Source organism: Haloarcula rubripromontorii, assembly GCF_001280425.1.
GTDB lineage: Archaea > Halobacteriota > Halobacteria > Halobacteriales > Haloarculaceae > Haloarcula > Haloarcula rubripromontorii.
Window position 1 is genome coordinate 398,413 of the sequence record NZ_LIUF01000002.1, and the last position, 21,452, is coordinate 419,864.

Annotated in this window: 19 protein-coding genes; 10 read left to right on the plus strand and 9 right to left on the minus strand. The window is 65.7% G+C overall.

All coding sequences use genetic code 11. The annotated features are described in order from the left end of the window. Positions 1-26 precede the first annotated feature (26 nt). From AMS69_RS07275 to AMS69_RS07285, 3 genes are all read left to right on the plus strand, one after another. Entirely contained in the window at positions 27-1,040 is a 1,014-nt protein-coding gene (locus AMS69_RS07275) for a deoxyhypusine synthase (protein WP_053967408.1), read from the plus strand. Positions 1,041-1,151: 111 nt separating this feature from the next. Further along, the gene (locus AMS69_RS07280) at positions 1,152-2,153 is read left to right on the plus strand and encodes a glycerophosphodiester phosphodiesterase (protein ID WP_053967409.1); all 1,002 of its coding nucleotides are present in this window, start codon (positions 1,152-1,154) and stop codon (positions 2,151-2,153) included. A 16-nt stretch (positions 2,154-2,169) separates the two neighbouring features. Then, positions 2,170-2,673, plus strand: coding sequence for an MGMT family protein (locus tag AMS69_RS07285; RefSeq protein ID WP_080508807.1), 504 nt, complete (start codon positions 2,170-2,172; stop codon positions 2,671-2,673). On the opposite strand, the gene AMS69_RS07290 is transcribed toward AMS69_RS07285, so the two are convergent. Together AMS69_RS07290 and lonB are read right to left on the minus strand one after the other, a co-directional pair. Next, positions 2,670-3,491: a CPBP family intramembrane glutamic endopeptidase gene (locus tag AMS69_RS07290; RefSeq protein ID WP_053967410.1), complete on the minus strand. Its 822-nt coding sequence runs from the start codon at positions 3,489-3,491 to the stop codon at positions 2,670-2,672. The two genes, AMS69_RS07285 and AMS69_RS07290, sit on opposite strands and share 4 nt — an antisense overlap. Continuing rightward, positions 3,492-5,612 carry an ATP-dependent protease LonB gene (lonB, locus tag AMS69_RS07295; protein WP_053967411.1) on the minus strand — a complete coding sequence of 707 codons (2,121 nt, stop codon included), beginning with the start codon at positions 5,610-5,612 and terminating at the stop codon, positions 3,492-3,494. It abuts the gene before it with no gap. Positions 5,613-5,782: 170 nt separating this feature from the next. On the opposite strand from lonB, the gene AMS69_RS07300 reads away from it, so the two are divergent. From AMS69_RS07300 to AMS69_RS07315, 4 genes are all read left to right on the plus strand, one after another. Further along, positions 5,783-6,349 (plus strand): nicotinamide-nucleotide adenylyltransferase, encoded by a 567-nt coding sequence (locus tag AMS69_RS07300; RefSeq protein WP_053967412.1) that lies wholly within the window; start codon positions 5,783-5,785, stop codon positions 6,347-6,349. Then, positions 6,349-7,125, plus strand: coding sequence for an SAM hydrolase/SAM-dependent halogenase family protein (locus AMS69_RS07305; RefSeq protein ID WP_053967413.1), 777 nt, complete (start codon positions 6,349-6,351; stop codon positions 7,123-7,125). Before AMS69_RS07300 ends, AMS69_RS07305 begins: the two co-directional genes overlap by 1 nt. Before the next feature lie 79 nt (positions 7,126-7,204). Further along, the gene (locus AMS69_RS07310) at positions 7,205-9,670 is read left to right on the plus strand and encodes a DUF5059 domain-containing protein (protein ID WP_053967414.1); all 2,466 of its coding nucleotides are present in this window, start codon (positions 7,205-7,207) and stop codon (positions 9,668-9,670) included. Between the two features lie 440 nt (positions 9,671-10,110). Further along, positions 10,111-10,920, plus strand: a complete 810-nt coding sequence (locus AMS69_RS07315; RefSeq protein ID WP_053967415.1) for an endonuclease III domain-containing protein — start codon at positions 10,111-10,113, stop codon at positions 10,918-10,920. A 104-nt stretch (positions 10,921-11,024) separates the two neighbouring features. On the opposite strand, the gene AMS69_RS07320 is transcribed toward AMS69_RS07315, so the two are convergent. Next, positions 11,025-12,056: an aldo/keto reductase gene (locus tag AMS69_RS07320; protein ID WP_053967416.1), complete on the minus strand. Its 1,032-nt coding sequence runs from the start codon at positions 12,054-12,056 to the stop codon at positions 11,025-11,027. 63 nt (positions 12,057-12,119) lie between these two features. After that, positions 12,120-12,539, minus strand: coding sequence for a disulfide bond formation protein B (locus AMS69_RS07325; protein WP_053967417.1), 420 nt, complete (start codon positions 12,537-12,539; stop codon positions 12,120-12,122). Positions 12,540-12,656: 117 nt separating this feature from the next. Between AMS69_RS07325 and AMS69_RS07330 the strand changes: the two genes are divergently transcribed. Next, complete coding sequence (locus AMS69_RS07330; RefSeq protein WP_053967418.1) at positions 12,657-12,959, plus strand: hypothetical protein; 303 nt, start codon at positions 12,657-12,659, stop codon at positions 12,957-12,959. A 10-nt stretch (positions 12,960-12,969) separates the two neighbouring features. Here AMS69_RS07330 and hpt read toward each other — a convergent pair whose 3' ends face one another. Next, a complete protein-coding gene (gene hpt / locus AMS69_RS07335) occupies positions 12,970-13,518 on the minus strand; it encodes a hypoxanthine/guanine phosphoribosyltransferase (RefSeq protein ID WP_053967419.1) in 549 nt (182 codons plus the stop codon). 92 nt (positions 13,519-13,610) lie between these two features. Then, on the minus strand, positions 13,611-15,134 hold the full coding sequence (locus AMS69_RS07340) for a phytoene desaturase family protein (protein ID WP_053967420.1): 1,524 nt from the start codon (positions 15,132-15,134) through the stop codon (positions 13,611-13,613). 148 nt (positions 15,135-15,282) lie between these two features. Between AMS69_RS07340 and AMS69_RS07345 the strand changes: the two genes are divergently transcribed. Both AMS69_RS07345 and AMS69_RS07350 read left to right on the plus strand, forming a co-directional pair. Beyond that, on the plus strand, positions 15,283-16,347 hold the full coding sequence (locus AMS69_RS07345) for a Brp/Blh family beta-carotene 15,15'-dioxygenase (RefSeq protein ID WP_053967421.1): 1,065 nt from the start codon (positions 15,283-15,285) through the stop codon (positions 16,345-16,347). A 78-nt stretch (positions 16,348-16,425) separates the two neighbouring features. Continuing rightward, entirely contained in the window at positions 16,426-17,616 is a 1,191-nt protein-coding gene (locus AMS69_RS07350; RefSeq protein WP_053967422.1) for a GNAT family N-acetyltransferase, read from the plus strand. Between the two features lie 8 nt (positions 17,617-17,624). Here AMS69_RS07350 and AMS69_RS07355 read toward each other — a convergent pair whose 3' ends face one another. The 3 genes from AMS69_RS07355 to AMS69_RS07365 form a co-directional block, all read right to left on the minus strand. Continuing rightward, a complete protein-coding gene (locus AMS69_RS07355; protein ID WP_053967423.1) occupies positions 17,625-19,004 on the minus strand; it encodes a hemolysin family protein in 1,380 nt (459 codons plus the stop codon). 54 nt (positions 19,005-19,058) lie between these two features. Beyond that, the gene (locus tag AMS69_RS07360; RefSeq protein WP_053967424.1) at positions 19,059-20,648 is read right to left on the minus strand and encodes an oleate hydratase; all 1,590 of its coding nucleotides are present in this window, start codon (positions 20,646-20,648) and stop codon (positions 19,059-19,061) included. A gap of 119 nt (positions 20,649-20,767) precedes the next feature. Beyond that, on the minus strand, positions 20,768-21,412 hold the full coding sequence (locus tag AMS69_RS07365) for a helix-turn-helix domain-containing protein (protein ID WP_053967425.1): 645 nt from the start codon (positions 21,410-21,412) through the stop codon (positions 20,768-20,770). Positions 21,413-21,452 lie beyond the last annotated feature (40 nt).

Sequence of the window (21,452 nt, forward strand, 5' to 3'; positions counted from 1 at the left end):
ACCCACCCGCGCTCGACTGCACAGCAATGAGCGACCACACCGACGAGCGAGAGACGTTCCATCACGACCCTATCGGACACGCGGAGGCCCGGGCCGGAATGACCGTCGGCGAACTGGCTGACAGCTACGGCGAAGCCGGCATCGGCGCGAGCGACATCCACGAAGCTGTCGACATCTACAGCGAGATGCTCGACGATGACGTGACGACCTTCTTCGGACTGGCCGGCGCGATGGTCCCCACCGGAATGCGGGCCATCGTCAGTGAACTCATCCGCGACGGTCACATCGACGTGCTGGTCACGACGGGCGCGAACTGCACCCACGACAGCATCGAGGCCATCGGCGGCAAGCACCACCACGGCGAGGTCACGCCCGAGGGACGGACGGAGCGCGAACACGACGAGACGCTCCGGGACGAGGGCGTCGACCGCATCTACAACGTCTACCTCCCACAGGAGCATTTTGCCCTGTTCGAGAACCATCTCCGGGACGAGGTGTTCTCGACGCTGGAAGACGAGGGCGCGGTTTCGATCCAGCGCATGACCGAGGAACTCGGCCGGGCAAACGCCGCGGTCAACGAGCGCGAGGACGTGCCCGAGGACGCCGGCGTGCTGGCGGCGGCCTACGAGAACGACGTACCGGTGTACTGCCCGGCCTTCCAGGACTCGGTGCTGGGCCTGCAGGCGTGGATGTACTCCCAGACCAGCGAGTTCACGGTCGACGCGCTTGCGGACATGACACAGATTACGGATATCGCGTACGAGGCCGACAGCGCCGGCGCGATGGTCGTCGGCGGTGGCGTCCCGAAGAACTACGTCCTCCAGACGATGCTCGTCTCGCCCGACGCCTACGACTACGCCGTCCAGTTGACGATGGACCCCTCGAACACCGGCGGCCTCTCCGGTGCGACGCTCGATGAGGCCCGCTCGTGGGGGAAACTTGAAAAGGACGCCCGGAATGTCTCGGTGTATGCCGACGCGACGATTACACTCCCACTGGTCGTGGCCGCGGCCCGTGAGCGCCACAGTACGGACGCGTGATCGCTATGGCGGAGGCGGCTACAGCCCTGATTGCCGCTGGATACGTCTACTGAGAGACATATATCCCTCATATAAACGGTCTTTCACGACCGGTCGCCAGCCGTACGTACCATGTCACAGTACATCTGTCGGCGGGCGTTTGTCGGCGGGACAGCGGCGACACTGGCAAGCGCGGGGCTCGTGGGAAGTGCAACGTCTCAGGAAACAGATGATTCTGAAACAACCAGCAACGAAGCGGACGACAGCGAGCACGGAGCGATGACTGACGAGCCGACCCTCATTGCCCACCGCGGGTTTGCCGGTGTCTACCCGGAGAACACGAAACTGGCGGTCGAGGCGGCCTCGTTCGGTGGGCCGGGAACGCAGACGGCTCACCGGCGCGCCGACATGATTGAGGTCGATGTCGTGCCAACGGCCGACGGCACGCTGGTCACTTTCCACGACAACGGGCTGGCCGAACGCGACGGCGGCGAACGTGGCCTGACAGACACTGAGGGACTCGTCTTCGAGACCGAGACCGATACCGTGACCAGCGCGACCGTTCTCGGCACTGGGGAGACGGTCCCGACGCTCGAAACAGTCATGGACTCGATTCCGCCAAGCGTTGCCGTCAATCTGGAGTTCAAAAACCCCGGCAGCGATGATCTGCGCTTTGCTGAGTCGTTGCCGGACCAGACCCTGTCGACACAGAAAGAGCTGTGGCGACCGTACACCGAGCGTGCGCTTGACCTCGCCAGCGAGTACGACAACGATATCCTCGTCTCGTCGTTCTACGAGGCCGCGCTTGCGACTGTCTGCGACTACGACGACTCGGTTCCCATCGCCTTCCTTTTCTGGGACAGCATCGAGGAGGGGCTAGAGGTCACCCGCCGTTACGACTGCGACGCGATGAACGTCCCTCGGAACATGGTTCAGGGCACGCCCTCGTTCAACGACGACGGCTACATCGAATCCGACTTAGGCGACATCGACCTCGTCGACATCGCTGCCGATGAAGACCGGGATCTGAACGTCTGGACAGTTAGTACGTGGTATCAGGCCCGGGAGCTAGTGCGGGCCGGCGTGGACGGGCTCATCTCTGATTACCCCAGCGTGCTCTCGGTTCAGGACTGACGAACGCCGATGCCGAATGTTGAAGGGGCGACCGGCCGACATCGCTAGTATGGAAGCACCGAACGGGGACGCAGGAATCTACGCCCGCGAGTCGTCGTATCTCGACCGGTACGTCCAGCTTGGAGAAGCCGGTGACCGGATCATCTCGCTATCGTTTCCGTCGCAGGCGGAGGCCGACGCTGGCAGGGACCACGCCCTGCTTGACCGTATCGACGAGTATCTTCAGGGGACCGAGGACGACTTCGCGGATGTCACCGTCGGCCTCACGGTCCCGACCGACCAGCGCACAGTGCTGGAAGCCGTCCGAGAGATTCCCTACGGTGAGGATGCCTCCGTCGCACAGGTCGCTCGCATGACTCCGGATCTGGACACTGACGACGAGGACGACCTCACGCAGGTCCGGGAAGCACTGGCCGCGAACCCCGTGCCACTGCTGATTCCGGACCATCGGGTTCGCGACGGCCCGAGTGCCGCGCCGCCGCCCGTCGAGCAGAAGCTCCGCGCTATCGAGGGGCTCTAGACCCAGAGCCGGTCGACGCCCAGCCCCTCGTGGACAATCAGTTCGAGAGCGTTGACGAGGTAGTGGGCGACGACGACCGCGAGGAAGCTGTTTGTCGCGATAAACAGGCCGGCGAGTCCCAGCCCCAGCGTGCCGGTGACGACGATTCCCACACGGCCCTGTGCGCCGTGCCCCAGCGCGAAGGCGACGGAGGCGACGATGGCCATCGCCCACGCCGGTGCGTTGAGCCCGGCTACAGGGACACCGATAGCCGCCGCCCGGAACAGCAGTTCCTCGACGAGAGCGATGACCGGCAGGACCCCACCCAGCAGTACAATCCAGCCGCCGACCGAGTCCGGGGCGAGTAGTTCCCGCAACGACTCGTCAAAGGCGACACCGAAGCCGTCGGCGAGCGCGGCGGCGAGTTCGTTGCCCACCCAGAACCCGACTCCCGCGCCGATACCGACAGCTAGGGCCGGCGGTCCAGTCGAGAGCGCGGCCGCAGTAATACCGAACGCACTGGCCGGGATTTCGAAGTAGAACGCCCCGGCGACTAGCAGGACACCGAACAGCCCCTGTGTGAACGCGACGTTGGCAAGTAACGCCCCGGTCGAGAGGTCACTCGGCGCGAGCGTGTCGCGCATCTGCCGCCGCTGGGCCGCTGCCCGCCGGGTTTCGAAACGCGGGATGGTCGGGTCTCCCTCGGGCATCGAGACGCTGTCGACTGTGGACGAGACGCCGCCGTCGGGCCGTACGGCTCCCTGTGAGAGTCGTGCGAGACCGAGCAGTGCGGTTAAAAGAAACCCCGTCAGGCCGACGAACGCGGCCCACTCGGGCATTTATTGGGGACTTGGGCTGCCGCTCTGCCGGCCGACCTCGTGGTCGAGCGCCTTGCCCGTGATGGACTTGAGGCGGTCGACCAGCGAGTCCTTCTCGGCTTCGCCGGCGAGGGCGACCTCGAGGACCTCGGAGATGTGTGAGACGGGAATGATCTCGATCATGTCCTCGTACTCGTCTTCGATCATCACGTCTTGGGTGTTCGCTTCGGGGATGATGACCGTATCGAGGCCGGACTTGGCGGCGGCCTCGATCTTGTGCGTGACGCCGCCGACCGGGAGCACGTCGCCCCGGACAGACAGTGAGCCGGTCATGGCGAGGTTCTGCTTGATCGGCACGTCCTCTATCGCGGAGATAACCGCGGTGGCGACGGTGATAGAGGCGGAGTCGCCGTCGACGCCGCCTTCACCGGCCTGCACGAACTGGATGTGGACGTCCTTCTCGGAGATGTCCTCGTCGGAGAACTTCTTGATGATCGCCGAGACGTTCTGGACGGCCTCTTCGGCCATCTCCTTGAGCTGTCCCGTAGCGATGACTTGGCCGGGACCCTGTGACGGGCTGACCTCGGCCATCACGGGGAGGACGATACCGCTGTCCTCGCCCATGACGGCGAGTCCGTTGACGCGCCCGACAACGTCGCCCTGGTTGACGGTGAGTTCGTAGTCCTTGCGGCGCTCGATGTAGTTGTCCGCGAGCTGTTGCTCGATGGACCGGGAGCGTCGTTTGGCCTGCAGCACGTCCGCGCGCTCGGTGCGTTCGCGGTCCTCGGCGCGGGCGATGTCGCCGGCGACGCGGACCAGTCCGCCGAGGTCGCGGAACTTCAGGCTGAGATGGCCTTTGCGGCCGGCGCGACGCCGGGCCTCCAAGATGAGCTCCTGGACGGCCTCCTCGGTGAAGTGTGGGAGTCGACCGTCGTTTTCGACCTCCTGAGCGACGAAGCGTGCGTACTTCCGTCGCATTTCGGGGTCGTCCTCGATGGTGTCGTCCATGTACACCTCGTACCCGTAGCCCTTGATACGGGAGCGCAGCGCGGGGTGCATGTTCTCCATCGCGTCGAGGTTCCCCGCGGCAATCATGATGAAGTCACAGGGGACGGGCTCGGTCTGGACCATCGCGCCCGAGGAGCGCTCGGACTGGCCCGTAATCGAGAACTCGCCCTCCTGGATGGCCGTCATCAGCTTCTGCTGGCTGCGGATGTCGAGCGTGTTGATCTCGTCGACGAACAGCACGCCCTTGTTGGCCTGGTGGATGGCGCCGGGTTCGACGCGGTCATGAGATGGCGTCTCCATCCCGCCGGACTGGAACGGGTCGTGGCGAACGTCGCCCAGCAGCGCGCCGGCGTGAGCGCCCGTGGCGTCCTCGAACGGCGCGGTCTTCTGGTTGGCGTTGTTGACCAGCAGGTTCGGAATCATCGCGTCGCTGCCGCGCGACCCGTAGCGGAAGGCGAGGTAGATGACACCGGCCGCGAGAATCCCCAGCAGGACTTGCTGGACGAGGATCAGGGCGTAGCCGATGACGATGGCGATGATAATCCACATGAGGAAGGTCCGCATCTGGTTGCGCTTGCGGGCCTCCTCCTTGTGGGCCTCGACAATCTGTTCCCCTTTGCCGCCGGGGACGGTGCGAACTTTCGGCTCGTTGCCGTCGTCGGGATTGTGGTAGACAAGAACGTCCTGCAGTTCCTCTCGTGGGAGCAACTGGGACATCGCCTTCGCCAGCATCGACTTCCCCGTTCCGGGGGAGCCGATCATCATCACGTGGCGGCGCTGTTTGGCCGCCTTCTTGATCACGTCACGGGCGTGGTCCTGCCCGATGACCTGGTCGACGAGTCGGTCCGGGACTTCGATGTCGGCGGTCGACTCGATGTCGAGACCGCCGAGGAGGTTCTCCTCGTCTCCCTCCAGATCGGACTCGCCGTCAACTTGGACATCGCTTCCGAGTGTCGTTTCGGACGTTTCTCCCTCGCCGCCCCATCGGTCCTCGGATGGCTCGTCGGCTGAGGGGTCAGAGGCAGGTTCGTCGGGGTCCTGTTTGGCCCCGTTGGTCGACGCCTCTTCCTCCCCAGCGTCGGATGCCTCCCGGTCGGGGTCGGGAGTCGCGTCGGTGTCGGTGTTGTCGCTCATACAAACGTTGCTAACATACTCACGGAAGGCCTGTCGACTGATATACTTTCTCCCCGTGTCGGTTGTTGCAACACCCCTGAAAACGCAGTACAGCGCCCGAATTGGGTGGGGCTGTATTCCGGCAGTACCGCGTCGTCGGGTTTATCAAACCACCACACCCACTGGGGAATATGCGTGGGTTCTACATCGGTCGCTTCCAGCCCTACCACAACGGCCATCACTCGATGGTCGAGCGCATCGCCGAGGAAGTCGATGAACTCGTTCTGGGCATCGGAAGCGCCGACGATTCACACACCACACACGACCCCTTTACCGCCGGTGAGCGGATCATGATGATCACGAAGGCCGTCGCGGAGTACGACCTGACGACCTACGTTGTCCCACTTGAGGATATCAACCGCAACGCCGTCTGGGTGAGCCACGTCGAGAGCATGTGCCCGGACTTCGACGTGGCCTACTCGAACAATCCGCTGGTCGTCCGCCTGTTCGAGGAAGCCGGCATCGAGGTCCGCCAGTCACCGATGTTCGACCGCGACCGGCTGGAGGGCAGCGAAATCCGACAGCGCATGATCGACGACGAGTCCTGGCGCGACCGAGTCCCGCCGTCGGTCGTCGAGGTCATCGAGGAGATTCACGGCATCAAGCGCCTCCAGCACGTCTCTGACAGCGACTCGCTCGAACGGTACGCCGCCGCCGACGAGTCGGTCGAGCAGTCTATCGAGGACCTCGACGACTGATGATTACGCTCAGTTCCGACTTCGGATCGCCGTACCCAGCGGCGATGAAAGGTGTCATCTGCCGGGCCACCGACGCCCGTATCGAGGACATTGCTCACGATTTTCCACGGCAGGATGTCAGAGCGGCGGCTTTCTGGCTCACGCAGACGCTCCCGTACTTCCCGCCGGCAGTCCATTGTGTCGTCGTTGACCCGGGTGTCGGGACCGACCGGGACGCACTCGTCGTTCGCGCAGGCGAGCACGCGCTCGTAGGTCCGGATAACGGCGTTCTCCTGCCGGTCGCTCGCGAACTGGCTGCAAACGAGACCGACACAGCGGACGCGTTCGAGGTGTTCACCTGGGCCTACGACGACCCGGCGAGTACGACGTTCCACGGGCGGGACGTGTTCGCGCCTGCCGCGGCGGCCGTCCACGACACCGGCGTCGACAACCTCGAAGCGCGGACAGAAACTACCCCGACCGATGACTACGTCGACCTCCGGTTTCCGGCGGCCTCTGTCGACGGGGACGACGCGACCGGTGAGGTGCTCGTCGTCGATGACTTCGGGAACGCCGTGACGAACATTCCCGGCGAGGTCCTCGCCGACCGATTCGGTGGCACAATCGAAGTCGACGGCCGCGACGCCCCGGTCTGCCGAGCCTACGCCGCCGTCGACCGGGGGCAGCGACTCGTCACTGTCGGCAGCCACGGGAACGTCGAACTCGCGGTCAACCGCGGTCGCGGCGACGAAGCGTTCGGTGTCAGTGCCGGAGATACTGTGGCCCTGTCGCTGTGAGAACGCGTTACTGCTCGGCGGTTTAGGGACGCCAAAAGATCGGTGGTGTTAAGTCTTTTAGGTCACCCTAATCGTCTGTATGCCACAGAGACGTGACTTGCTGAAGACAGTGGGGATCGCTGCGACGGGACTACTCGCCGGGTGTCCCAGCCAGGGGTCGTCAGAATCGAACACGGCGGCGGACACCGAAACGACAGAACAGGAAGCGACCGCAGGCACAGACAGTAGCGGCGAAAGCGGCGTTTCGGTCGGGCCGATGACCGCTGTCGCGACTGAGTGGAACGTCTACCGGGCGCGGCTGTACGACGCCGTCGCGCTGGGCCGGGCCGGTGCGCCCAGTGCCGGGGCGACCGTCGCACAGAACATCTTCGCCCGCTTCGAGGGCGCATCCGGTGAGTACGGTGCCCACGAACAGCTCGAATCTACGTCCAAGGCGGCATACGAGGGGTTCGAAGAGGCACTCGGCGCGGTCCAGTCATCGCTGTCCGAGGGCGACGTGTCCGGAGCCGTGTCGGCCGCCAACGAGGCGTCGGGCCATCTCCAGACGGCCCAGCAGGCCGCTGCCGGACAGCGGGCCACCAGAGTGTTGGACCTGCTCTTGCTGGGCAGTCGGGCGAGCAACGCCGCCATGGCCGGGACCCTGGGCGCTTTCGAGGGGGCCGCCACTATCGCGGAGGAGACGATGACAGCGTTCGAGGACGGGCTGGTGTACAGCCAGATCGAGGAGGCAGACGCGGAGTCGTACGAAGCCTTCGAGACGGCACTGGCCGGCATCGGGTCCGCTGCGGGCAATGAAGACGCAAGCGGCGTCACTGAACAGGCCCGTGCCGCGCTCGATGCGACCGTTTCGGGCGCGTATGCACTGGTTCAAGCGGAGTCGGTCGCCGGTGCGGGCCACCTCGCGACGATGCAGGCCCGCGGCTGGGACGCGGCTGCACTCGCCGCAGGCGGCGGCGTCGGGGCGGACTACGCCCACGCGACGACACTGAACACGTACCGGGCTCGCGTCCACGACGCCGGATGGCTGGCTCGGGCCGGCGAGACAGCCACCGCGGCAACGATGGTCGAAGACGTGTTTGCCCACTTCGAAGGCGCGGCCGCCCACGACGCCCTCGAAGAGGCGGACGGCGAGGCCTACGAAGCGTTCGAGTCCGGTCTGTCGGACCTCTCGTCGGCCATCGAGAACGAGAACACCGAGGGAGTCGCGTCGGCGGTCGAGACGGTCGACACCAACCTCGTTACCGGCATTGCGGCACTGGCCGGCGGCAACGCGCCGGTCCTCCAGTCGGGCTTCTTCAGAGCCCGCTTCGCCGACGCACGCGAACTGTACCGCCAGGGCAACGCGGAGCAGGCGGCGACGCTCGTCTCGGACCTCTTCGGCCGGTTCGAGAAGAACCAGCTGGACTTCCACGAGACGCTGGAGGAGACCAGCGAGGACCTCTATCACCGCTTCGAGGAAGAGCACCTCGCGGGGCTCCAGTCGGCCTACGAGAACGGCGAGGACGACGCGGCCGGAACCCACCACGACGGCGTCCTCGCGGCGCTGCTGGAGTTCGAGTCTGCTCACAGCGCCGCCGTTGCCAGCGGGTCCGGCGCGACATACATGGCCGGCCTCACATTCGACGCGGCGGCAACGAGTACGCTCGGGAACGCCGACCGCGCGGCGGCGACCGCGCAGGAGGCCCTTGCGTTCTTCGAGTCGGGAGCCGCCGGCTACCACGAGGCACTCGAAGATGCGAACGAAGACCTGTATCACCGCTTTGAGGACGAGGCGCTCGGGGGCGTCATCTCCGCTGCGAACGATGGCGGCGACGTGTACGCGGCCGCGAAGACGTTCTACGGCGCGGCCATCGAATCGGTGACGGCCGTCGTCGGGTCGAGCAGCGGCGAGACCGGTGCCGCGGCCGCGAGCATCGTCAGCGACGTGTTCGCGACCTTCGAGAACGCCGCGGTGCACGACAAACTCGAGAACGCAGACGCGGCGGCATACGAAGGCTACGAGGCCGCGCTGAACGACTATGTCGCCGGTCTGGAGAGCGGGTCGACCGACGGCGCGACCGCGTTCGCAGACGCCGCCCGAACTGCAGCCTTCGCCGTCGTCGGCGCTGTCGACAGCGCCCCGAGCGGTTCCGGCGGCCACGGCGGCGAGGAGTCCGAGGAGACCGAATCCTCACTGTCCGGCGGCCCGAACGTCGTCGAAGGCGTTCCGGAGGACGCCGACCACGTCGTTGACATGCAGGCCGTAGCGTTCAATCCGGAGGAACTCACCGTCAGCGTCGGCGACAAGGTCGCCTGGAAACACGCCGGTGGCGAGGCACACAACGTCGTCGCATACGAGGAGGAACTCCCGGAGGGTGCGACCTACTGGGCCTCCGGCGGGTTCGAAAGCGAGTCGGCCGCACGCGAGGGCTGGGAGAACGGGAAGGGGGCCGTTCAGTCCGGCCAGAGTTACGTTCACACGTTCGAAACGGCCGGCGAGCACGGATACTTCTGCGTGCCGCACGAGGCCGCGGGGATGGTTGGCACTGTCGTTGTCGAGGAATAACTGACACCGTATTTTTTGGCCCGCCTAGAAACCGATGGCTTTTTGTGTTTTAGGGTAGCCTAAACAATTGTATGCCGGACGAACAGGCCACATCGAGGCGGGATATCTGTCGCCGTAGCGAGTCGGGTACTGCCGTCCCTGTCGTCCGCGCAAACGCCGCCCGACGGGAGGTGAGAGCCAGGACGTGACCGGGCCTTGACCTGTCAGTCTCGACCATCTTTCGCGGCGACGACCACCGTGGGCATAGCCCGTCGCCGCGCGCCACGAGCTTTTCGTGTCTGTCCCGTGGGCGTCTCGCCCCAAGGACGCCCCATTTCAGGTCCTTTGCCGTGGACCACGCTGGAACCACTGATTCTCGTCAGCCGCCGGTAGGCGCTACGTCCGCACCGGCGTCGTCTTTTCGGACAGGCATTTTGTTTCCACCAGCCCTAGCACCGGGTATGAGCGACGAGGAACCAGTGGAGAACATCAGCGGCGGGGCCGCTGGCGGCGGCCAGTCGGCCACGTTCGACCCGGAGACGGCGGGCACGCGGGCCGAAGCCGTCGTGGACTGCCTCGGCGACCTGTACTGGCAGAAGACCTACGGCGGCCGGGACGCCTTCGAGTGTCTCGTCCGGACGATTCTCAGCCAGAACACCTCCGACAAGGCCAGCCAGCCCGCCCACAACGAACTGATGGCGCGGTACGGGGGCGGCGACGACACCGACCTCGCCCGCGCGCTGGCCGAGGCCGACCAGCCCGAACTCGCCGAGACCATTTCCTCGGCCGGGCTCTACAACCAGAAGTCCGAGCGCATCATCGCCCTCGCCCAGCGCATCTGCGAGGAGTACGACGGCGAGGCTGGCTTCGACGAGTTCGTCAGGGAGGGCGATCCCGATGAGGTTCGGTCGACGCTGCTCGACATGAACGGCGTCGGCCCGAAGACCGCCGACTGCGTCCTGCTGTTCGCGGGCGGCCGCGGCGGCGTGTTTCCGGTGGACACGCACGTCCACCGCATCGCCCGACGGATGGGGCTGGCCCCGGCAGAGGCCGACCACGAGACCGTCCGTGAGTATCTGGAACGCGACGTACCGGCCGAGAAGTGCGGCTTCGGCCACACCGCGATGATTCAGTTCGGCCGCGAGTACTGCTCGGCCAGAAAGCCGGCCTGTCTGGACGACCCCGACGCCTGTCCGCTCGCGGGCCACTGCGACCAGGTCGGCGTGTATCCGGCCTCCGGTGACGTTGTCGACCCCGCCGAGGCGGAGTGACGGAACCGAGACCGCGTTTTCAGCTTCGAGCGGCGAGTACGAATCGCCGATAGCGCGGGGACGCTGTGGCCGTCAGAAGCCACGCACAGACCGGCGCTAATCAGTCACTCGCGGTGGCCCCAGCGCTCCCCGTCGTCGGCGTAGCGGGCGCTCACGATGCGGTTGAACTGCTCGTCGGACAGCGAGATGTCGGTCGCGCCGACGTTCTCGTCGAGCTGGTCGACGGTGCGAGCGCCGACGATGGGGACGCAGGTGATGTCCGGCTGTTCGATGAGCCAGCGCAGTGCCACCTGTGCGGGCGTGGCGTCGAGTTCGTCCGCGACGGCGCGGAGTTCGTCGAGGACGTGCCAGCCACGCTCCGAGAGGTAGAAGTCCTCGAAGCGGTCGGACAGCGAGCCGCGAGCGCCCTCCGGCCCCTCGAAGGCCGTCGGGTCGTCGTCGTCCGTGCGCTCGTACTTGCCCGTGAGGAAGCCGCCGGCCAGCGGCGAGTACGGACAGACCGCCATGTTCTGGTCGGCACACACGTCGAGGTACTCCTTCACGTCGTCGCGGTAGCCGGCGTGGAACAGCGGCTGTGTCACCTCGAAGCGCTCGTAGTCCTCGACGTCGCTTTTCCAGAGCGCCTTGGTCAACTGCCAGGCGGCCATCGTCGACGCGCCGAGGTGGTGGACCTTGCCTGCGCGGACGAGGTCGTCAAGCGTCGACAGCGTCTCCTCGATGTCGCTGTGTTCGTCCCAGCGGTGGATGTAGTAGAGGTCCAGATAGTCCGTATCGAGGCGGTCGAGCGTCCCCTGAATCTGGGCGCGAATGTGCTTGCGGCCCAGACCGGAGTCGTTGGGACCGGGCTCGCCGCGGCCGTCGAAGGGGAAGTACACCTTCGAGGCGATGACGAAGTCCTCGCGGTCGTAGTCCTCCAGCCACTCGCCGATGTACTCCTCGCTGGTCCCGTTGGGGTTGCCGTAGACGTTAGCGGTGTCGATGAAGTTGATGCCCCGCTCCCAGGCCGCATCGAGCAGTTCGTGGGCCTCCTCGCGGTCGGTCTCGACGACGCCGCCGGTCTCACGGCCGAAACGCCAGGTCCCGAAACACAGCTGTGAGACCGTCGTTCCCGTCGAACCGAGTCTGGTGTACTCCATATCGGGGCCACGACGGGCGACCGGAAAAAGGGGCGCGGTCCCGGCGAAGGCCGTCCGGTACTCCTACGACCGCATCGTGGACGCCGCGACCACCAGCCCGGTCACCAGGAGAAACGCCACGAGAGAGAGGTTCGGCACAGTCAGGCCGAGTACGCGGTACTGTATCTGCGCACAGCTGACCGCTCCGAGACCACAGGTCGTCTGGCTCACCTGCAGCCAGGAGTGGTAGGCCGCGACGGCGGCTCCCGGCACCGCGAGCGGGAGCGCCGTCCGGACGACGCCGGGGCGGTCCTCGACGGCGGCGACGCCGAGGACGACCACCAGCGGGTACATGAGGATACGCTGGTACCAGCAGAGCCGGCAGGGCGTAAGCCCAAGACCCAGCGAGAGATAGAGGCTGCCGGCCGTCGCGACGGCGGCGACGGCCGTCGCCGCGGCCAGCAGGAGCCGAGGTCGGTCGAAGACGGATCGCGGTTCGGCCACATGGAAGCCAGTGATTGCTGGCGGAAAAAGCGTTCCGAGAGGCGACCCTCTCCTCGGCTCCTGCTTGGCCGGATCGCCAGCGCTCGCTTTTTCAGTCTCCCCGTCGACAGCCAGCGTATGCCCGAGGATTCGGATCCCGAGGCGAACCTCGAACAGTGGAAGTCGGCGATGCAGGAAGAGCACGCCGAGGCCATCGCGAACCCGGACCCCGACGAGTCCCATCGCATCGAGGGCGTGGCACAGGTCACGTACCGGGTGACCTTCGACTACGACGCCGGCGAGGACGCGCTCGAACGGGCAACCGCCGAGGAGGTCGACGACCTGACCGACCCGGAACTGCTCTCCTGTGCGTGTGGCGTCCGCGGGATGACCCCCGAGGAAGCCCGGGAGCACATGGCCGCCGCCGTCGAGCAGGAGTAGGCCGACGGTCTCAGTCGTGGATGGTCACGCCGGACTGGTCGACCGAGATATCGAGCAGGCTGGTCACCTCGTAGTCGGTGTCGTCGAGCGCCGACTCGCCCTGTTTCCGGAAGACGACGACGATATCCGAGATGTTCGCGCCGATGTCGTCCAGCGCCTCGCAAATGGAGGCCATCGTTCCGCCGGTCGAGAGCAAGTCGTCGACGATGAGCAGGTCGTCGCCGGCCTCGATGTCGTTGATGAACATCTCCGACTCGGAGTAACCGGTGGTCTTGTGCAGCGGGACCTCGTCGTCGAGGCCGTAGGAGCGCTTGCGGATGACCACGAGCGGGATGTCGGTCTGCAGCGAGAGCGCAGTCGCGATGTGGATACCCATCGCCTCCGGCGCGACGATTTTGTCTACGTCGAGGTCGGCCGCCCGTGTTACGCCGACGACGACCTCGCGGAGGAGTTCGGGTTCCAGCATCGGCACGCCGTTGCTGAGCGGGTGGACCAGGTAGGAGTATCCATCCTTGTCGATGATCGGGGCCTCGTGTAGCGACTCGCGGAGCTTCTCCATGCCCCCGTTACCTGAAGCGAGACAATAAACCGTTCGAGGCTCCGCCGTGGTGTGTGCCGCGATAGCGCACGAACTGCCACTCGGTCGCGGCGTCAGTCCGCCGTCGAGGTCGAACGGTCTCGTTTCGTCTCGAACGGGCTGTCTTCGATGATGTCCCGGGCGGTGTGTTCGCCGCTGATGAGACACATCGGCATCCCGATGCCGGGCGTCGTGTAGGCCCCGGTGTAGTAGAGTCCGTCCAGCCCGGCGCGGTGGCTGGGGCGGAGCGGGCCGGTCTGGAACAGCGTGTGTGCCAGTCCGAGCGCCGTCCCCTGGGGGTCGCCATAGCGCTCTGCGAAGTCGCTGACACACGCCGTCTCCTCGACGACGATGCGGTCGCGGAGGTCCACGCCGGTCTGTTCGGCGAGGTCGTCAAGAACGAACTCCCGGTATTCCTCGCGGACGTCGGGGCCGTCGTCCAGCCCCGGCGCGATGGGGACGAGGACGACCACGGCGTGGTGGCCATCGGGGGCGACCGTTTCGTCGGTCTTGGACGTGACTGAGAGGTAGTAGGCGGGGTCGTCGGGCCACGCCGGCCGGTCGAATATCTGCTCGAAGTGGTCGTCCCAGTCCGTCGGCAACACCAGCGAGTGGTGGGCCAGCGGGTCCACGTCGCCCTCGACGCCGAGATACAGCATGAACGCCGAGGGCGCGTAGGTCTGGTCGTCCCAGTGGTCCGGGTCGTGGTCGCGAACGGCTGGGTCGAGCAGATTCTGTTCGGTGTCGGCGGGATTAGCGTTGCTGACAACGATATCCGAGTCGACGACGCCGTCCTCGGTGGTCAGTTCGAACGCCCCCGCCTCGCCGGCGATGTGCTGGACCTCGGTCCCAGTCTGAATATCGACGCCGAGTTCGCGGGCGAGTGACCCGAGGCCGTCGACGACGCCGGCGATGCCGCCCTCCGGGTAGAACACGTTCATATTCAGATCGACGTGGCTCATGATGCTGTACAGCGCCGGGGTGTTGTGTGGTGCGCCGCCCAGAAACACCAGCGTGTATTCGAGCAACTGCCGGAGCTTTGGGTGGTCGATGTAGCGGCTGACGTAGTTGTCCATCGAGCCGAACAGCCGCGCCCGCGGCGCGAGCGGGAACAGGTCGGTGTCGACGTAGTCGCGCAGTCGCTCGCGGCCCTCGTAGACGACCCGGTCCATCGCCAGTTCGTAGTTGCGCTCGGCGGTGTCGAGGTACTCGGCCAGCGCGTCGCCGGCCCCGTCCTCGTAGGACTCGAACACCTCGCGGGCGTTCTCGCGGTTGGGCCGCATCGTCACGCGGTCCCCGTCCTTCCAGAACACCCGGTACTGGGGGTCCAGCCGCTCCAGTTCGTAGTAGTCGCTCGGCTCGCGGTCGAAGTGCCCGAAGAAGCGCTCGAACACGTCGGGCATCAGGTACCACGACGGGCCGGTGTCGAACCGGAAGCCGTCGCGTTCGAGTACGCCCGCGTGCCCGCCGAGACGGTCGTAGCGTTCGAGCAATCGAACGTCGGCCCCGGCGTCGGCCAGATAGCACGCAGCCGAGAGGCCGCCGAAGCCGCCGCCGACGACGGTCACCGTCCGGTCGCGAGGGAGGCCATCACGCATAGCCGGCGCTAGCGACTATGACTGAAAAAGGGTTGTCTGGATTCTCAGGACCTCACAACAGACACTGTCATGATTAATCCATCGGGCCGTTCCCAGTTCTCTGGAATCGCTTGTTTCGTTTATTGTGAGTATTTCCCTAGCTCGCGATATGGCAACGACCGGCCTGGAGGCCGTCTGGCAGCGGCATCGGGATACCGACCGCCATCCGTCGCTCCTGCTCTCTCGGGCGAGCCTGCTTGTACTCGCTGTCACGTTCGCGCTCCTCGGCGCTGCCGAGGTCAGAGTTCCGCTCCGGGCCCAGATGGTTGTGTACCTCGTCGGGATGGTCGCGCTCAATCTCCCCCACGGCGGGTACGAGCACTTCGAGAACCTCCGTCGCCGTCGCCCCTCGTTTCGCTGGCGCTACGTCGCGGTGTATCTGGCGTCCATCGGCGGGTTCGTCGGCCTGTTCCTCGCCGCGCCAGTTGCTGGACTGGCGCTGGCACTGACCGTCGCCATGGCGAAGGGTGGCCTCGGCGGCCTGCAGGTGCTAGAGGCCACGAGCGGCACTGCCCATCTCCAGACCCGGTTCCAGCGTGGTCTGGCAGCGGCTGTCCGAGGCGGCGCGGTGATGCTCGTCCCCATCGTGTTCTGGCCGGAGACGTTCCACGCGTTCAGTTCGCTGATGGTCGGCCTCGTCGAACCCGGTGCCCTCTCGTCGTACGCAGGGTCGTTCGACACAACTCGGCTCGTCATCGGGTCGGGGTACGGACTCGCCCTGACGGCGCATATCGTGCTGGGCTACGTGCGCGGCGGCGGCCGCTCCTGGCTCGTCGATGCCGGAGAGTCGCTGCTGCTTGCGGTATACTTCGCGTCTGTTCCGGTCCTCGTCGCCGTCGGTCTGTACTTCCCGTTCTGGTACTCTGCCCGGCAGGTGGCGCGAACGGCGTCCGTCGAGACGGAGCCGGTCGGCGACGAGCGCTGGGACCTGCTCGGCGGCGCGGACGCCTCGACCGTCGCACTGCGCGCCTGGGTCGTTCTCGTCGTCGGGGCGCTTGCCACCTTCGGCGTCCTCGTCGCCGTCTACTGGGCGTTCCCGAACCCGCTGGGAACGAGTGACCTGCTCCCCGGCGCCGTAGCGTTCTGGAGTATGTTCATCAGTATCGTCGCGCTCCCGCACATCGTCGTCGGGTCACTCCTCGACCGGGACCGAGGTATCTGGTACGTGCCGTGACGGCCCACTCCCCCGAAGGCTTGCGACACCGACCCGCAGATGACTAGGTTTCTGTAGCTGGCGGACACCCGGGACAGTATGTCCGAGTTCCGCCCCATCCCGACGACCGACCGCGAAGCCTGCCAGCGGATACTCCAGTACGCGTTCACGCCCGAGACAGGTCCGGTGACGCCGGACCCGGACGGCGACTGGCCGCCGTCGCTGTTCGACCAGCGAGGCCTCTACGACGGCGACACGCTTCGAGCAGTCTGCAAGCTCTACTATCTCGACACGACCGTTCGCGGCGAAGCGGCGACGGTCGGTGGCCTCGGTGCGGTCGCGACGCCGCCCGAACACCGCGGGCAGGGATACGCCGCCGACCTCTGTCGGCATGCATTGCGCGAGTACCGCGAGGCCGATGTCGGCTTCGTCACCCTCTGGCCGTTCTCGACCCCGTTCTACCGCCGCCTGGGCTGGGGGACGGCGAACACCTATCGCCGCTTCGACCTGCCGCCGTCGACGCTCCCGGACGACGACATTGCCGGACAGATGGTCACCCTCGACGCGGATGACTGGGAGCGCCTCCGCCGGGTCGAGACCGTTGCCGCCGACGGGACGGCGCTCTCACTCCGGCGTTCGGAAGCGTGGTGGCGCGAGCGGACGCTCGCTGACTGGGACGGGGACGGCGTCCCGTACTGCTACGGCTACGAACGCGACGGCGACCTCTGTGGATATCTCGTGTACACTGTCGCGGACGATGCTGCCAACACGCTCTCGGTTTCGAACTTCGCGGCCGTCGACGAGGAGGCCCGCCGCGCGCTGCTCGCGTTCCTCGGGAACCACGGCGCACAGGTCGAGCGCGTCACGCTCCAGTTACCGCCCGACGCTCCCCTCCTCCATCGCGTCGCCGACCCCGGCGCGGTCGACTGTACGGTCGAGGCCGGGCCGATGGTTCGGCTCACCGACGTCGGGTCCCTCGAACGCTTCGACTGGCCCGGGGGTGACCTCGACTGTACGCTCTCGGTCAGCGACCCGCTGCTCGACCGCAACGACGGCCTGTTTCGACTGTCCGTGAGCGGTGGCACCGCAACGGTCGATCCGCTTTCGCCTGCCGACTCGCCTGCCGACGTGACCGTCGACATCGCGACGCTCTCCCAACTGGCGGTCGGAACCCACGGCGTCGCTGCCGCTGAACGTCTGGCCGGGCTAGAGATACAGGATGCGTCCGTTCGCGATCCGCTCGCGGACGTTTTCGAGACCGAATCCGTCTATCTAGGCGAATTCTTCTGAGCGGTCGTTTACCCGGCCGACGGTGAGTCGTCAGCGCCGTTCTCGCTGATAGCAACCGTCGAGATGCGGGTGCCGTCGACGCTCGTCACCTCGAACACGTATCCGCCCGCTTGGGCGGTGTCCCCGACCTCCGGCGCGCGGTCGAGCTGACTGAGCACCAGCCCACCGATGGTTTCGACCGCGTCGCTGTCGAGGTCGACACCGAGAGCCTCACTGACTGTCGACAGCGGCACGCCGCCGTCAGCGTCGTAGCTCCCGTCGCTTTGTTTGCGGATGGCGTGTTCGCGGCCGTCCACGTCGAACTCGTCGCGCAGGTCGCCGACGACGGCCTCGACCACGTCCTCGATGGTCGCAATCCCCTCCAGCGAACCCCATTCGTCGATGACCGCGGCCATCTGCCGGCGGTCCTGCCTGAACTGCAACAGGAGGTCGTTGATAGCTGTCGTCTCCGGGACGACCGGTATCTCGCGAGCGATGTCGCCGGCAGTGGCGTTCTCGTTGCCTTCCTCACCGGCCCGCAGCACGTCCTTGACATCGATGAATCCGACGATCTGATCGCTGTCGTCGGCGTCGACCACCGGATAGCGGGTGTGTCCTTCGTCGAGAACGACCGCCCGGATATCCGACAGCGTGGCGCTGGCCGGCACGCTCACAACGTCGGGCCGCGGAACCATGACTTCCCGGACGACGGTATCATCGAGGTCGAACACGCGCTCTATCATGTCGACCTCCGCCGCGTCGATATTCCCTTCCTCGCCAGACCGAGCCAGTACCCGGCGTATCTCACGCTCGCCGAGCGTCTCGTCCGTTTCCGAGGCCGCCGGGACACCCAGCAATTGCGTAAAGGCGTTGGCCGAGCCGTTGAACACGACGATACCGGGGTAGAACAGGTAGTAAAACAGCTTCATCGGCGGTGCGAGCAGCAGCGAGAGCCGTTCAGTCCGGGCAATCGCGAACGTCTTCGGCGCGAGCTCCCCGAAGACGACGTGGAGGAACGTGATGATACTGAATCCGACTGCGAACGCCACGAGGTGGCGGAGACTCTCCGGCAGTACCGGAGCTAAGATCGGTTCAAGCAGTGCCGCGACGGCGGGCTCACCGACCCACCCCAGTCCCAGCGAGGCAAGCGTAATGCCGAGCTGGGTCACCGCGAGATAGTTGTCTAGGTCGGCCATCACCGCCTGGAGCGAGCCCGCACCGGCCCGCCCCTCGTCGGCGAGCTGTTCGACCGACGTGCCGCGAACGCGAACGAAGGCGAACTCAGCGGCGACGAAGAAGCCGTTCAGTCCCACGAGTACCAGCGCCACGAAGAGTTGCGCCGCAGAAAGCGCGAGGTTTACCATCGCACCCTCCGGGCGGGGTGCGTCGATGTGTACATACACACCCATCTCGGTCACCGTACTAAAATACTGGAATATCCGCGCCCGTACCGCGCTCACTTCTCAGCGGTACGCGGCGCGAACAGTGTCCGCGATGACACCGGGCTTCCGGTAGTGTTTGGTCACCGGAGGCACCTCCCGGTCGAGGTCGAGCATCTCGTAGACGGCAGTCATCGCCGACCGAACGGAGTACTCGACGGTGAACACCACATCCCGCGGCTGTTCGGCGTACTGTCCGAGGAACGCCAGATTGTTCGACCCGTCCGGGACGACCTCGGGCCGGTCACCGGGCTCTCGGGGCTGGAAGTGCGCCGTAATGAACGGCATCATCGCCGGGATGCAGGTCACGTCGTCGAGTAGCTCCGGGAGCCGGTCCTCGCATTGCAGGTGGTAACACAGCTCCTGGAGGATCTCACGACCGGTGCATTCGGACATCGGTTTCTTCACGTAGTTCCCCTCGCGGTCCGGGAACAGCGCGTAGCCCCAGAAGACCTTCACGTCGTCCGGCTGGTTCGCGAAGTGGGGCTGTGCGGCGACGACCGTCGACAACAGCCAGTTCGACCCGAGGTAGGTGACGAGCCCGTTACCCGGCTCCTCGTTCGTGAAATCGACGATGTGGTCGAACAGCTCGGTGTTGTGCAGGGTCACGGTGAACGACTCCCATTTCGTCTCCGTGACGTTGTCCGCGAACACCGACGGATTGCCGAACTGTGGGTTGTCCTCGGCGATGGACTTCCACAGCTCCCACGACGCGCCGGTTTCGTTCAGTTCGGGGGCCTCGTCCATCCCGCCGATAGACGACCCGTCGGTCATCGACCCGTTCGTCACGAACACGAGGTCGGACGGCTCGACGGGGACCGATTCGGTGCCGCTGTCGGTCTCACAGTAGAGCCGCTCGACGGTGCGCCCCGTCCGCGACGGGACGATGTCCATGTCCGTCACCTCGTGGCCGTACTCGAAGGAGACGCCCCTGTCTTCGAGCCAGCGCCGGAGCGGGAGAATCATCGAGTCGTACTGGTTGTACTTCGTCCGGTCGATACCCTCCATGGTGTGTAGACGCGGGAACTCGTGGAGGAACCGGTACATGTATCGCCGGACTTCGGCGACGCTGTGCCACGGCTGGAACGCGAAGATGGTCGCCCAGACGTACCAGAAGTTCGTCTCCAGGAACGACTCGTCGAACCACTCCTCGATGCGCGTGTCACCGAGTCGCGGTTCGGGCGTAAGGAGCAACCGAACTATCGACTGCCGGTGCTGGCGCGTCAGTCCGTACTCGCCCGCGTCGATTCGCTCGCCCTCGTGCATCAGCCGTGTTTTCGCGTACGAGGGGTTCGCTTCGTTGAACTCGTCCATCACGTCTTTGACCGACCGCGAATCGTCTTCGAGGGATGGAATCGTCTCGAAGAGGTCCCACGTACATTCGTACGTCGGGTAATTGAACATCCTCCCGCCCCGGATCAGGTACGCCTCGTCCGGATCGCCGGCACCGTCCATCGCGCCACCGACAACGTCCAGCTTTTCGTAGACATGGATGTTTTCGCCGGGCATGTTGCCGTCCCGTACCAGGAACGCCGCGCCGGCGAGGGAGGCGATACCGCCGCCGACGAAGTGTGCGTCGCGGTCACTGACGTGTGGGTGCTGGTGGGCAGTCATATTGAATCACCGTCATGTAATCCTACGCAACTCCCAGCCCTAACCGTTGCCAACATATGTACAGCAATTTATAAGAGGGGGTCTCTCGCCGGAACAGCGCCGCTCCGGTCGGCCTGCTGTCACTGTTCGGAGCTGGCAATCGTGTGGTCGATCAACTGGTCTGTTCCACGACGGAGGCGCTCCGAGATGGCGGACGTGGTCGCGTCGAGTTCCGCCGCGAGTTCCGACAGGTCTGCCTCGCGGGGAACGGTGAAGTATCCCTGTCGGTGGGCTGCCAGCAGCGCCTCTCGCTGTGGGGCGGTGAGTCCGTAGTCGTCGCCGCCGTGCTCCGTCTCACAGAGCCGGTGCGGGCGGAACGTGACACTGCGTGACTGACAGGCGTCCCGGAACGCTTCGAGATCCGCTCGGTCAGCGAACTGTGTGCTCACCTTCCACCCGTGCTCTGTCACGAGCGCACCCATCGGATACGTCTGCCGGTCGACGAGCTGGGTGTACATCTCGACGTAATCCGTATCGAGGACGACCCGATACCGCGACTCGACGATAGCCGAGTCCATGGCGACAAACGCCACGACCGACTCGTCGCCGAGCAATGCGGATTCGAGCGCGTCCGGTTCGACGCCCGTCGCAGAGAACACGAGTGCCGGCTCGTCGGTCGTCCCGGAAACGACGTTGTCGACGATCAGTCGGGTGTTCAGCTCAGCAGCGACCGCACATAGCGGCATATCCGCGGACTGCAACTCGAACTCACAGATGACGCTCATGTGTGTTGCTCAGCCGACCAAAATAAAGGCATACTGGGGA